6 protein-coding genes are annotated in these 13,594 nt (G+C 69.8%); 5 read left to right on the top strand and 1 reads right to left on the bottom strand.

What is annotated here, in order from left to right:
• A partial coding sequence (locus ACFYY1_RS34970) for a hypothetical protein (protein WP_388592770.1) occupies positions 1–277 on the bottom strand: 277 nt, incomplete at its 3' end.
• Here ACFYY1_RS34970 and ACFYY1_RS34965 point away from each other — a divergent pair.
• From ACFYY1_RS34965 to ACFYY1_RS34945, 5 genes are all read left to right on the top strand, one after another.
• Positions 276–8,222, top strand: a complete 7,947-nt coding sequence (locus ACFYY1_RS34965; RefSeq protein WP_388592769.1) for a hypothetical protein — start codon at positions 276–278, stop codon at positions 8,220–8,222. The two genes, ACFYY1_RS34970 and ACFYY1_RS34965, sit on opposite strands and share 2 nt — an antisense overlap.
• A gap of 65 nt (positions 8,223–8,287) precedes the next feature.
• Positions 8,288–8,905, top strand: a complete 618-nt coding sequence (locus ACFYY1_RS34960) for a type VII secretion system-associated protein (protein WP_388592767.1) — start codon at positions 8,288–8,290, stop codon at positions 8,903–8,905.
• Positions 8,902–10,308, top strand: coding sequence for a hypothetical protein (locus tag ACFYY1_RS34955; protein WP_388592766.1), 1,407 nt, complete (start codon positions 8,902–8,904; stop codon positions 10,306–10,308). The genes ACFYY1_RS34960 and ACFYY1_RS34955 overlap by 4 nt, the downstream gene beginning before the upstream one ends.
• Positions 10,309–10,478: 170 nt before the next feature.
• Positions 10,479–11,927 carry an argininosuccinate synthase gene (gene argG, locus ACFYY1_RS34950; protein ID WP_388592764.1) on the top strand — a complete coding sequence of 483 codons (1,449 nt, stop codon included), beginning with the start codon at positions 10,479–10,481 and terminating at the stop codon, positions 11,925–11,927.
• A 213-nt stretch (positions 11,928–12,140) separates the two neighbouring features.
• The gene (locus ACFYY1_RS34945) at positions 12,141–13,514 is read left to right on the top strand and encodes an alkaline phosphatase (RefSeq protein ID WP_388592762.1); all 1,374 of its coding nucleotides are present in this window, start codon (positions 12,141–12,143) and stop codon (positions 13,512–13,514) included.
• The last annotated feature ends 80 nt before the right edge of the window (positions 13,515–13,594 follow it).

Here is a 13,594-nt window from a genome sequence, read left to right as displayed (position 1 = left end):
ACGAATCCGAAATCGACATCAGCGGAGGCCTCTTCGGTGACATCACCACCGAAGTGACGACGGAAATCTCGCCGGCCGTGGATACCGCCGCCACCATTTCAGTCACGCCGCCTCCCCGGCTCCTGCTCAGGTCCGTCCGCTCAGCCGATGACCCCACCGTCGAATCGGACGAAATCGTCCGGCAGACGGTCGCGGACAACACGTCCGGCTCATCGGTCCTCGCCTCGTACACGCAGACGGACTGGGCGCAGCGGAACGGGCGCTTCAACACCGTCATGACCTCCACGACCTTCCAGGACCACCATCACCAGGAATCATCGATGTACCGCCGGCAGCGCCAGCTGCCCTGGGGCGGCCAGAACGTGTCCTTCTTCGCGGCGCACGGCACCCCCACCCGGGTAGTGCTGACGCGGGAGGACGGGACGACCATGGTGATCAGCGGCCGGGAGCTCGGCCGCTATCTGGAGCACTCCGCCGACCTCGGCCCGAATGACCGTCCCATCGTGCTGTACGCCTGCTCCACCGGCGCCTCGCCCACTCACGGCGGCCTGTCCGTCGCCCAGCACGTCGCCAATGTGACGGGCCGGACGGTGTACGCGCCCACCACGACGGCGGGCACGGCGATCGGCTCCGATCAGCGGATTCGCCCGGTGCTCTTCCGGGACGACCAGGAGAACCCCGGTCACTGGATCTCCTACGCCCCCGAGCCCGCCGGAGCCGAACTCACGTCGCTCGCCCGCACGGCGGGGCTGTACTCGCCGGCGGACGACACGGACGTCGCAGGCGTCGGGAGCTCCACCGGGGCCACTCCCTCCGAGGACGCCCCCGACCCCTGGACCACGACACGGACGCTCCAGCTGGTGCGCACCCTGCGCGGCACCTTCGGCAACCGGATCGCACAGTCCCCCGACCACGACTCGCTGCTGACGGCACTCGGCGCGCTGGACAACGAGCGTTTCGGCGGTGACGACACCGTCTGGGCGCCGTACCGCGACGGGCGGATGACACCCGATCTGCTGCGTCGCATCACTGAAGGACTGTCGGGGTCCGACATCCCCGGCCTGGACCGCTACTCCGCTCTGTTCGACCGGGTCAGCGAGGCATCCGCCGAGAACGGACCGGCCGCCGCCGCACGGCGGGACGACCTCCGTTCCCCCTCCCACGACGTCACGCAGGACGCGCTCGATCCGCAGCAGACACAACAAGAGAACCAACAGGAGAACCGACGACCGGTATCGACGTCCACCACGGACACCGAAGCCGACACCTCCTCCACCGACGTGGTCCAGCTCGTCGTGACCAAGCTCGCCGAACAGCGCCCGGCCACCGTGGACGACCAGATGACGGAGGCATCGCTCGACAGCGCGGTCCAGCAGTTCCCGGGCGGTCTGAAGCTGCCCACGTACATCACCGGAGACGGCGTGAGCCGCGATTCGGCCTTCACCTACGGTGAGAGCCAGGTGATCCAGCGCGGCGTCGACAACGTACTCACCCGCATAGCCGCGTCGGCGCTTCCCGTCCCCGCGCGACGCCCCGGTGTCGTCACGAACAACCCGCTCGGCGACCTGGAACGGGCCCTGAAGCAGACGCCCCATCTGTTCCACGGTGACGGCTGGCTCTCCGCCCCGTTCAAGGACACCAGGGGACGCATCCGCCAACTGCGGGTCTCCCAGCGCCCGCAGGCCCCCTGGTCCATGATCACCAATGACGAGGGGGCGCCGATCACGCTCGACCCGGTGAAGGTGGACCAGATCCATCGCAGCCAGATCACCTCCGGAAAGTCCGAGACGGCCAGTTCCTCCAGGCAGCTCGGCATTTCGGTCCCGCTGGGCCCGCCGATCGGATCGGCGAGCATGTTCGGGCGGGTGGGCCTCACCCTGGGCTTCACGAAGTCCGTCGACTTCAACCTCCAGGACCAGACCCTGAGCCAGGTCGAGAGCCGTCACTCCGACGCATCGCATCTGTACCTGGGCGATGTGCTGTACACCGTCGAGTTGACGGACCCGGCGCCCGAGAAGCACGGGAAACTGAAGAGGATCACCGAGCGGCTCAGCCGGCCGGGAACCCGGTCCACGGAACAGACCGAGGACGGCCCGCTCACGTTCGGTGTGAAGAACGGGCTGCTGCTGCGTCTCCCGGACAACCTGACCGCCGAGTACAACCGTGAGCACGCACCTCATGAGATGACGCTCGACGAGCACAGTGACTACCGCACGGTGCACACCGAGGGATACGGCTCGGTCGCGGACATCCACGCATGGGCGGTGGACAACGCCGAAGCCGTCGTCGGCTCGGCGATGCATGCGGAGCTCACCCGGTTCTTCAGCTCGGAGAACTTCATCAGGACCGCGGACCGGATGGCGCACGGTCCGGTCACCAGCCAGCCTCTGTTCACGGATTCCGGCGAACCCGCAGGCGTCTTCGTCGTGGACAAGATCGTGCCGGGAAGGGCGACCCATATCTCGGGGACGAACGCGGCCGAACTGCGGAACGCCATTCAGCGGGTCATCAAGAACGACCGCAGCACGTCCACCGCGTACAGCCAGGACCTCCAGTTCACCGTCGGCCCCAGTTTCTCCTTCGACGAGTACGCGACGAGCGCGGCCCAGCCGCGCGTGCAGGTGGCGGGCTTCACGCAGTTCGGCAACCGCTCCACCCGGACCGCCGGCTTCGGCGGTTCGGGCAGCCGCAAGATCGTCGGACGTGCCAAGAAGGTCCGCACCGAGTTGTACCTCGTGGAGAAGCAGGTCCACGTCCGCAGATCCGGCGGGAAGGGCAGCAGGACATTCACCGTACGCACCCTCGACCGGATGACCCGCGCCGAGGCGCGCCGCCTAGCCGGATGGGACGACGGCACGACCCTGCGCACCCGCTCGGCCCAGCTGTCGGCGGCCAATCCCGTCCTGGCCGAGGGGAGCAACAGCGACAGCGGAGGCGTCATCACGCCCGTGACACCCCACACGGGCGAGCCACTGCCTCCGGTCTATCTGCCGCAGGACCATCCGACGATGCTCGGCATGACCAGGGTGGAGGCGTTCCTCCCCGACAACGACAGCAACGGCGACAGCAGCGACAACAGCGACCGCAACGGCTCGAACACCGAGGAGAACACCGCCGAGGGCACGTCCGGGGCGAACACCCCACCGCCCCCGCCCCCCGCCTCGTTCCTCACCGAGCTGACGAACGATGTGATCGCGGCCGTTGCCGAGCAGCACCCCGGTCTCGTCGCCCCGCTCGCCGACTTCACGGATCCTTCGGACAAGTCGAAGGGGTGGCGCGGCAAGAACCACTTCAACGCCGCTCTGCAGAACACCCTGAACCTCATGGACGCCCTCAGCCATCACAGCGTGGCGGGACAGCTGGAGTCCTTCGCCGCCGACGGACTGCGCATCCGTCTGGTCGACATCACGGGAACCAAGCGGAAGTACCGCTGGATCCAGGTCAAGGGCGACCTGACCGGACGCCGCTACGAGGGCACGCGCAACGAGCTGATCCTTCGAAGCAGCACACCCGGCAGCCAGCGGCTGGACAGCTCGGGCACGGTGTCCCACACCAGGGAGATCGGCATCGACGTCGGGATTTCGGCGCGTGAGAACAACACCGACGCCTTCAAGCAGCCGATCAACAGCGGTGTGATCACCCCGGCGGGCCGGTTCGCCTGGCAGAAGACCCGGAAGACCGGCTCCGGTGCCACCGTCTCGTACGAGCCCCTGCACGCCACGTCGGGGCCGTCCCATGTGTTCAGCTACCAGCTGTCGGTGACCGTCACCAGCGGTGGGTACTGGCGGTTCCGCGAGCCGCTGCGGTTCCTCGGCCTGCTCGGCACGGGGCTCTCCGTCGGTCGCAACGCGGAAATCGACCTCATCGGCGGCACGGCGCGCCGTCCGGCGGTGACCGGGCGGGTGCTGCTCGACGTGCCCGATGAACACATCCCGCCGAACCCCCCGAACCCGCAACAGCAGCGGGAACAGACGCCGAATCCGGTTCGTCCCACCTCCGCCCCCGTCCTCCTGAGCACCAAGCAGGTCCAGGATCTGCTGAACGGTGACACGGACGAGAACACGGACGAGCGCGCTGACGCGAACACCGGCGAGAACTCGGGCGGTGACACCGAGGTCCACGAACTCACCAGCCTGCCAGACCCGTTGACCCCGTTCAATGATCTGCCCCACCAGGTCATCGCCGTCGCCGGCAGCTCCGAGCTGCTGCAGGCCCTGGAGACGACGCTCAAGGACGGCTCCGGCAATGCCTGGCAGTTCAGTCTGTACGGAGCCGCACCGCACGATGCGGTGATACGTCAGTTCCAGCCGCAGATCCTCGCTTCGTTCCTGGACCAGTCGGTCACCCCGGCGGGCATGCGCATGGTCGAGTTGTTCGGCGTGGGCCCGTACATCAACCGGATCGGCCGGCTCGTCCACCGGGTCTCGTTCGCGAATCCGGTCGTACAGTCCAAACCCGTCGCCGTGGAGACCGAGTTGACGCTCGGCGCCGAGACCCAGGTCTCCCATGCGACGACCTCGGTCACGGTGGCCAAGCTGAGTCTCGGGCTCGCCTACGCACGCAGCCACGACCAGGGGCCTTCGCTGGTCGGCACGTACGGGCTGGTCCTGATCGGGGCAAGGACGAAGGGCAGCACCGCAACGGTGACGAACACGGTCGCGGTGGAGAACGACCGGGACGACGAGAACCTCAAGTACCTGGTCACCGCCGACATCCAGCACGAGGTCGGCTTCACGACAAAGGCCCACGGCCTGGCCGGCCCCCTGCGCACGCTGTTGCCGATACTCAACACGCACTACGCGGGATTCAAGCTGAACGTACCCGGCGGATGGCTCGGCCACGTCCCGGAGAAGACCGCACACCGTCTCGGGCTGGTCGGCCAGGGGCTTCCTCCCGTGCCCCTCTACAAGGAGGACTCCTGGTCCCCGGCGCCCTGGCTGAAGGACACACCGTTCGGTTCGTTCCCAGTCAATTCCCTGGACTCCTCCCAGGCCGCCCGGGACTTCGCCGAACTCCTCAAGTCGCAGGGGGTGGACGACGCAGGGCGGGACCACATCCTGGACATGGTGTCGCCGCGCGCGCTCCTCGCCCTTCGGCAGCAGATGGCCGCCGCCCGGAACGGGGTCACGGCGGTGACCCGCACCGCCTGGACCAAGCTCGGCCAGGTGTCCATCGGCTCGCAGCGTGCGACGGTACGCATCGAACTCGTGCAGGAGAAGACCGAGTTCGACGGAATCGATCACAGCGTCACGTTCCAGGAGACCCTGGGCGTGACCGAGACCGTCGAGGTGAACGGCGTCAAGGCCGTCACCACGACGACTGGCTTCTCGGTCGGCGAAGCGGTGCGGACCCAGAACACCACCGCCCCCACCGCCGGGCCGAGCCTCTCCGAGTCACTCGCCGTGACCCAGCAGAAGACGGTCACCACATCGGCGAGCCGTACGAAGAACTACACGTTCTATCCCAACGAGCCCTACGCCGACTTCCTCACCACGTACCGGCTCCGCATGGTGCTGGTGAACTCCGACGGAACGGAGTTCCCGTCGAAGACCTTCCCGGTCGGCACCCTGCGTGAGCAGCTGCCGCTCAGCCTGGCCATGCCGGACATGGACGACGACGTCGACGACGCTGCCGTACAGGAGAACGTCTCGTCCTCGTCACAGCAGATCACCTCGGTCTCGCAGCAGGAGACCACCGTCGAGGAGACGGAGGAAACACAGTCGTTGGAGGACAAGAGCCCGTCCCCCGGCATCACGCTCCGGCGAGCAGGGCAGCTCACCACCGCGGAGATCGATGCCTGGCGGCGAGCGGGTGGGACGGAGCCGTTCACCATGCCGTCCAACGGCTTCATGCCCCGCCGGATCACCGGCACCGACACGGCGCTGGACGCCGCTCACCTCGCCATGGCCAAGGCGTTCAACACCGAGCTCCCGCATCTGCCCAAGTCCACCGGTTCCGTCGAGCTCACCGGCCCGCAGCTGACGGAGGCCGCGGCCAAGGCCCGGAGGTCGGGCCTCGCCCCCCAGGGACTGGCCTCGGGTCAGGCACTGTCCGACGGGCTCGCGAGCACCCAGACGGCGGCCTTCTTCGCCAACACCGCGACGCCCGACGGCTATCTGGCGGCCACGATGCACGATGCCGGTATCGCCCTGGACACCCAGGGCAGCTACCGGCTCTTCTCCCGCCCGCAGCTGAATCAGGCGGTACTACTGAGCGTGGCGGCGGAGGCCACGATGGAGAGCCCCGAGCGGCAGACCGCTAGTTCGGACGTCTCGCTCACCGAGACCGGCGCGCAGGGCACGACGCTCGGTATGACCGTCGGCACGTCCGTGCCGCCGGTCGGCACCATGTCGCCCGCGCCGACGGGCAGCGGGGGGAACACCGGCGAGTCGGGGACCCTCAAGATCGCCTCGGCCGACGGCACCCAGCACAACATCAAGCCCAAGACGGGCCGGGCGTTGCTGTTCTCGATACCCACGGACTGGCTGGGCGAGGGGACGATCGTCCACGGCAAGCTGGCCGGCGTCTTCCTTCCGGGCAGCCGGTCGCAGGTCGTCGAGTACCGGACCAATGTCCTGGCCTGGGTACGGGAGGACGTGGCCCGCGAACTCGGACTGATCAACGACACGACCTTCCCGGCCGATGTCACCGCCGCCTGGACCTCGGTGGCCGCGGCGAGCAAGGCATGGGTGGACGCGGACAAGGAGTATTGGAAGGTCCGGCGCACCGCCACCGAATCGACGGACGACGACGCCGCAGCCGAGCGGCTGGCGCAGATGGAGCAGCTGGCCGCCCGCTCGCGCGAGGCGATGCGGGAGTTCCGCCGGGTGCGGGCGGCGACGGACCGGCTCACCCGGTGGTACCACCGCACACCACGCCGCGGCCCCCAGCCTCCCCCGGTGGTCTTCACGGCCCCCGAATCACCGAAGCCGGAGACCCCGAGATTCACCGTCCCGGACACGGCGCAGGACTCCTCCGACACCGCGCAGACACTCGTCTCCCCGGACGGTGACACGTACACACTGCATGACGTACCCGAGGACGGCGACGCCTTCTTCCACGCACTCGCGGCCGGGCTCCGGAACACCGGCACACCATCAGCAGCCCTGACCGGCGACTCCGGGGACACCGCAACGCCCGTCGCCGAGTTGCTGGGACGGATGACGGACACCCTGACGAACGACTCGGGCGACCTGTTGGACTTCACGACTCCGGACCTCCTCGACACATTCGATCCGCAGGAACTGGCGGGCGGCGGTCCCACGTTCGCCGAGGGGTCCCCCGAGGACCGCGAGTTCAGGGATCCCGCGCACACCCTGCCGCTGTACGCGCGGCTGTCGCCCGACGAGCGCAAGGCACTCGCGCTGGCCCAGCTGCGGCGCCCCGGCGACGCACCCGGCGACACCGGCTGGGACCACGGGGCCGCCGACCTGCTGCCGGCGCTCGCCGCCCGGTCCTTCGGCGTCAGGGTGACGGTCGTCCGGGACGACGGCACGTTCCAGGATTTCGAGCCCGGTACCACCGAACGGCCCACGGGCCGTGTCGTGCTGTATCTGAAGAACCGTCATTACCAGGCGGCCCTGTCCCCCGTGCTCACGAACTCCGAGCCTCGACGTCCGCTTGACGACGGCTCGATGCACGACGACGACAAGGACAGCCACCACGACGACACGGACGCGCGGCAGAGCGCCAACACCTCGGTCGGCGACAACGTCAACGGCGGCGGCAACGACGGCAACGACGACGACGGCGACGGCGACGGCGACGGCGACGGCGACGGCGACGGCGACGGCGACAACAACGACGACGACGACGGCGACGGCGACGGCGACAACAACGACGACGGCGGCGGCGGAAAGGAGGGCAACGACGGCAACGACGGCAACGACGAACAGGACAACCTCTCCCCCGAGTTCCTCGCCCAGGTCCTCGCCGAGGTCCTCGCAAGGCACGAGGTGCAGGACATCGTCGTACGGCAGGTGACTCTGCGCCCGCTCAAGGACCCGCTCAAATCCGCGCTGGCCGCGCTGGAGCTCGCGCCCCGGGGGCTGTCCATGGGCGCCTTGGGACTGACCGATATCCAGATGCTGGTGGTGCTCGCCCACCACCGCCATCTGTCCATGAAGGCATGCGACGAGTTGCGCGAATACCCGGTGTTCGCGGCGATTCTCCGGCACACCGACGAGGCTCCCGCGGCGCTGGCACGCATAGCGACGCGATGACGGACACGAACCGAGGCACACAGATGCAGCACACCGCCGGACCGGCCGGCCAGGAACTCCCGCCCGTGCCTGACCACATCCGCGAGGCCGCGCGGGAGGCGCCGGACCACTGGATCGGCGTCGTCGACCCCGCCTGGACGGACGATGCCGCCCCGCCGCCCTGGGCAGTGGCCGGGGAGTGGCGGTCCGGGCTCGACGGCGAGGTCGTGGAGTGGCAGCCCAACGACGACTACCGGCCGTCCCCGCTCGCCCTGGGCTGGCCCGAGCCGACCGACCCCGTCGATGCCGCTGTTCAGCTGGCCGTCACCGGGTACGGCCCGCTGAGCGATGCCGTCGAGGCACTGGCGGCCGCCGAGGCGGTCGTGCTCCGGGCGCCGGACGGAGGTCCGTTGACCGTCGCCGACGCCGACGGTTCACCCGCGATCCCGCTCTTCACCGCCGTGCCCCATCAGCCGTTCGAGGGCGCCCTGGCGCACGACACGGTCGCCGTCGCCGACCTGGTGCGCGGCCTCCCCGCGGACCGGGTCCGTCTCTCGGTCAACCCGGCAGGCCCGGCACGCATCCTGCTGGACGCACGTCAGGTGCTCGACGCCGTCCGGCCCGCCGTCTCCACGCCTGTCACCGTCTCCACCGAAATGCCCCACCCACTCCCCACCAGTCCCGTCACCCAGAGGACCCCATGACCACGTCCAGGAACGAAGAAACCGCGGCCGCCTCCGAGCCGGAGGCCCACGCCACCTCGGAGGCCGCCACGGGCGAGACCTCGGTACGGGCCGCTCGCGCGGCGTCCGCCGGGGGCGGTGGCACGGCAGGGGCCGCAGAGCCGTCCGGCGCGACGTCCGCCGGCACGCCCGCCGGTACGTCCGCCGGTACGTCCGCCGGTACGTCCGCCGGTACGTCCGAAGCGGCGGCAGAACCGGGGCGGAAGCACGAGCAGGAGGAGGAGACGGCAAGCGGGGCCGCGACCGCCACCACCGCCGCCGCCGAAGGCGAGACCGCCACCTCGACCGCCGAGGCGGACGCGGAGTCCGACGCGGAGGCGGAAGCCACCGCGACCATGACCGCCACCACCACGGCCGACGCTCCCGAGCGGACGGGTCGCCCGAACAAGGCGCTCCTGGCGGGCGCCGCCATCGCCGGTGTCCTGCTGGTGACCGTCCCCTTCCTGGTACATGCCGGTGGTGGTGACGACGGCAAGCGTTCGGCGGGTGGCGGCGAGGCCCCCGGGACCCTGCTGGGTTCCGGCACGGGGGACATACCCGGCGCGTTCGCGTCGGCAGCGCCCTCGCCCCGCAAGCCCAACGGCAAGCAGACGCCCGGCGGCAAGGACGGCGGTGCCCCCTCCCCCGACGGCGCACACGGCTCGACCCCGCTCAACGAGGGCGGCGGCTCCACGGGCGGGACCACCGGGGACGGCGACGGCTCCGCGCAGAAGTCCGGTGGCGGCACGAAGACCACGGCCGGGAAGTCCACCACGAACAGGACGGGCACGGGCACCGGCAGCGCGGCCGACGGGACGGCGGGCGGTTCGGGCGGCACCACGGAGAAGACCACCCCGCAGTCGACCGTGGTCTACACCGGCGTCGCAGGTCCTGGCTGTCCCACTCCGGCCGGTGGCGGCTACCAGCAGGACGGCTACTTCTCCGACGGCAGCGCCGGCTGGTACACCCGCCCGTCCGGCGGCTGGTCGGGCAACGGCTGCAACGGCCGTTACGTCTCCGTCCCCATGTCGGGAGACACCGGCGTCGACGCGAAGAGCCGCGTCAAGTGGTGGTGGAAGCCCGGCACCGCGGCACGCACCTGCCAGATCTCGGTGTACATCCCGAACGTCAGCAACTCGCTGTACGTGGGCGGGCACCCCACGAAGTACCACGTGCTGGTGAACGCCAACGACAGGACGAGCATGTACAGCAGCTTCACGATCAATCAGGTCGCCCACCGCGGCCAGTGGGTGGACGCGGGCACCTTCGCGCTGAAGGGCTCCACGATCGGGGTGAAACTGCTCGACCGTGGCGACGACTGGTCCAAGGGATGGGAGAAGGCACATCACGCCGCCGCCCAGATCAAGGCGACCTGCCGCTCCTGAGCGCCTCCTGATCACCTGCCGTTCCTGACCTGGCGTTCCTGATCGCCCGCCGCTGCTGACCTGGCGTTCCTGATCGCCTGTCGCTTCGGGCCGGCCCCCGCCGGGGCCGGCCCGCTGTGATCCACACGGCCGGTGTTGCATGATCATGCGAAGCGGTGCATAATCTTGCCATGTCCAAAGTCCTCACCTCCCTCCCCACCGGCGAGCGCGTCGGCATCGCCTTCTCCGGCGGGCTCGACACCTCCGTAGCCGTCGCCTGGATGCGCGACAAGGGCGCCGTCCCCTGCACGTACACCGCCGACATCGGCCAGTACGACGAGCCCGACATCGCGTCCGTGCCCGGCCGTGCCTCCGCGTACGGCGCCGAGATCACCCGGCTCGTCGACTGCCGTGCCGCGCTGGTCGAGGAAGGTCTTGCGGCGCTCTCCTGCGGCGCGTTCCACATCAGGTCGGGCGGCCGCCCGTACTTCAACACCACACCGCTGGGCCGCGCCGTGACCGGCACGCTGCTGGTACGGGCCATGCTTGAGGACGGGGTGCAGATCTGGGGCGACGGCTCCACGTTCAAGGGCAACGACATCGAGCGGTTCTACCGCTACGGCCTGCTCGCCAACCCCCACCTGCGGATCTACAAGCCCTGGCTGGACGCGGACTTCGTCACGGAGCTGGGCGGCCGCAAGGAGATGTCCGAGTGGCTGCTCGCACACGGGCTGCCGTACCGGGACTCGACGGAGAAGGCGTACTCCACGGACGCCAACATCTGGGGCGCGACGCACGAGGCCAAGACCCTGGAGCACCTCGACACCGGCGTCGAGACGGTCGAGCCGATCATGGGTGTGCGGTTCTGGGACCCGTCGGTGGAGATCGCCACCGAGGACGTCACGGTCGGCTTCGACCAGGGCCGCCCGGTGACCATCAACGGCAAGGAATTCGCCTCCCCGGTCGACCTCGTCATGGAGGCCAACGCGATCGGCGGCCGCCACGGTCTCGGCATGTCCGACCAGATCGAGAACCGGATCATCGAGGCCAAGAGCCGCGGCATCTACGAGGCCCCCGGCATGGCGCTGCTGCACATCGCCTACGAGCGCCTGGTCAACGCGATCCACAACGAGGACACCCTGGCCGCGTACCACAACGAGGGCCGTCGGCTCGGCCGGCTGATGTACGAGGGCCGCTGGCTGGACCCGCAGGCGCTGATGATCCGCGAGTCGCTCCAGCGCTGGGTCGGCGCGGCCGTCACCGGCGAGGTGACGCTGCGGCTGCGGCGCGGCGAGGACTACTCGATCCTCGACACCACGGGCCCGGCGTTCAGCTACCACCCGGACAAGCTCTCGATGGAGCGGACCGAGGACTCGGCGTTCGGCCCGGTGGACCGGATCGGCCAGCTCACCATGCGGAACCTGGACATCGCCGACTCCCGTGCGCGGCTTGAGCAGTACGCGGGCCTGGGCCTGGTCGGCGGCGGCCACCCGACGCCGATCGGCGCCGCACAGGCCGCCTCGACCGGTCTGATCGGCGCCATGGACCAGGGCGGCGCCCAGGCGATCGCCTCCCGCGGCGAGGCCACGGACGAGGAGACGATGCTGGACCGCGCCGCGATGGAGTCCGGCACGGACTGACATCGGCCCCCGGCCACCGGCCGTACGCATCCGGTCAGCGGGCCCCGGCGGTTCTTCTTCCGCCGGGGCCCGTCGGCGTACGGAGAACGGGCACGTACCTCCGCTGCCATGTCCCGGCACAACGGGCGCGGCCTCCACGTCACCGATGGTTCACCCACCGCTGATGAGGTGATCCACGTCGGTGCTCCCCGCCGGCCGGATCAAGGAGATTCCATGCCCAGTCAGCGCCTTTCCCGCAGCCACCTGATAGCCACCGGTGCGGTCCTCGTCGCCACCGCCACCGCCGCGGCCGCCCTCACGGCGACGGCCGGCGCGTCCGGTACGAAGGAACACGCGAAGGACGCCATCAAGGGCGGCAAGGCGAAGAACGTCATCCTGCTCATCGGTGACGGCATGGGCGACTCGGAGATCACTCTCGCCCGTGACTACACGGTGGGCGCGGCCGGCCGCCTCGCCATGGACAGGTTCCCGCTGACCGGCGCGTACACGACCTACGCCGTGCACGCGGACGGTACTCCGGACTACGTCACCGACTCCGCGGCCAGCGGCACCGGCTGGGCGACCGGCGTGAAGACCGTCAACGGCCGGATCTCCAAGACCCCGGGCACCGACAAGGCCGTACCGACCATTCTGGAACTGGCGCAGAAGGGCGGGTACGCGACCGGCTCGGTGACCACCGCCGAGCTGACCGACGCCACCCCGGCCGTCCTTGCCTCGCACGCCACCGACCGCTCCTGCCAGGGCCCCGCCGACATGGCCAAGTGCCCCACCGACACGATCGCCAAGGGCGGCCCCGGCTCCATCGCCGAGCAGAGCGTGAACCACAAGGTCGACGTCCTCCTCGGCGGTGGCAAGCAGCGCTTCGACCAGAAGGTGACCGAGGGCCGGTACAAGGGCCTGACCGTCACCGAGCAGGCCCGGAAGCTGGGCTACCAGGTCGTCACCGACAACGCCTCCCTGAAGGCGGTCAAGGGCGGCAAGCCGGTGCTCGGACTCTTCGCGCCCGGCAACGTTCCCACCGAGTGGACCGGCAAGCCCGCCGCGGTCGGCGGGACCGACCCGCAGCGCTGCGTCACCTCCAACCCGAACCGTCCCGCCGGTACCCCGGAGCTCGCCGACCAGACCGCCAAGGCCATCGAGCTCCTGGAGGCGAAGCAGAAGCGCGACCACGGCAAGAAGGGCTTCTTCCTCCAGGTCGAGGGCGCGTCGATCGACAAGCAGGACCACGCGGCCGACCCGTGCGGCCAGATCGGCGAGACCGCCGCGTTCGACCGCGCGGTGAAGACGGCGCGCGCGTACGCCGCCAAGCACCCCGACACCCTCGTCGTCACCACCGCCGACCACGGCCACAGCAGCCAGATCGTGCCCCTGGAGGCCCAGCCGCCCGGCCTGAGCTCCACGCTGGTCACCGACGAGGGCCAGCAGATCAAGGTCAACTACTCGACCAACACGCCCGGCCAGTCGCAGGAGCACACCGGAACCGAGGTCCGGATCGCGGCCCAGGGCCCGCAGGCCTACCGGGTCCTGGGCGTCACCGACCAGACCGACCTGTTCACCACCCTCCGCGAGGCGCTCCAGGTGCGCTGACCACGCGAAGAATCCGTACCACGGCCCCGTCGGCATGAGCAGTTCGCCGACGGGGCCGACCTGTGTGGTCCCCGACCTGT

The organism is Streptomyces sp. NPDC001890, from assembly GCF_042891445.1.
GTDB lineage: Bacteria > Actinomycetota > Actinomycetes > Streptomycetales > Streptomycetaceae > Streptomyces.
The sequence above is the reverse complement of the archived record's forward strand: the minus strand, read 5'-3'. Positions and strand labels throughout refer to the sequence as shown.

What these genes read in the sequence shown, in the direction of transcription:
- ACFYY1_RS34965 (WP_388592769.1), top strand. Translation starts at nt 276, where the DNA reads ATGACCTCCACGACCTTCCAGGACCACCATCACCAGGAATCATCGATG.
- ACFYY1_RS34955 (WP_388592766.1), top strand. Translation starts at nt 8,902, where the DNA reads ATGACCACGTCCAGGAACGAAGAAACCGCGGCCGCCTCCGAGCCGGAG.
- argG (WP_388592764.1), top strand. Translation starts at nt 10,479, where the DNA reads ATGTCCAAAGTCCTCACCTCCCTCCCCACCGGCGAGCGCGTCGGCATC.
- ACFYY1_RS34945 (WP_388592762.1), top strand. Translation starts at nt 12,141, where the DNA reads ATGCCCAGTCAGCGCCTTTCCCGCAGCCACCTGATAGCCACCGGTGCG.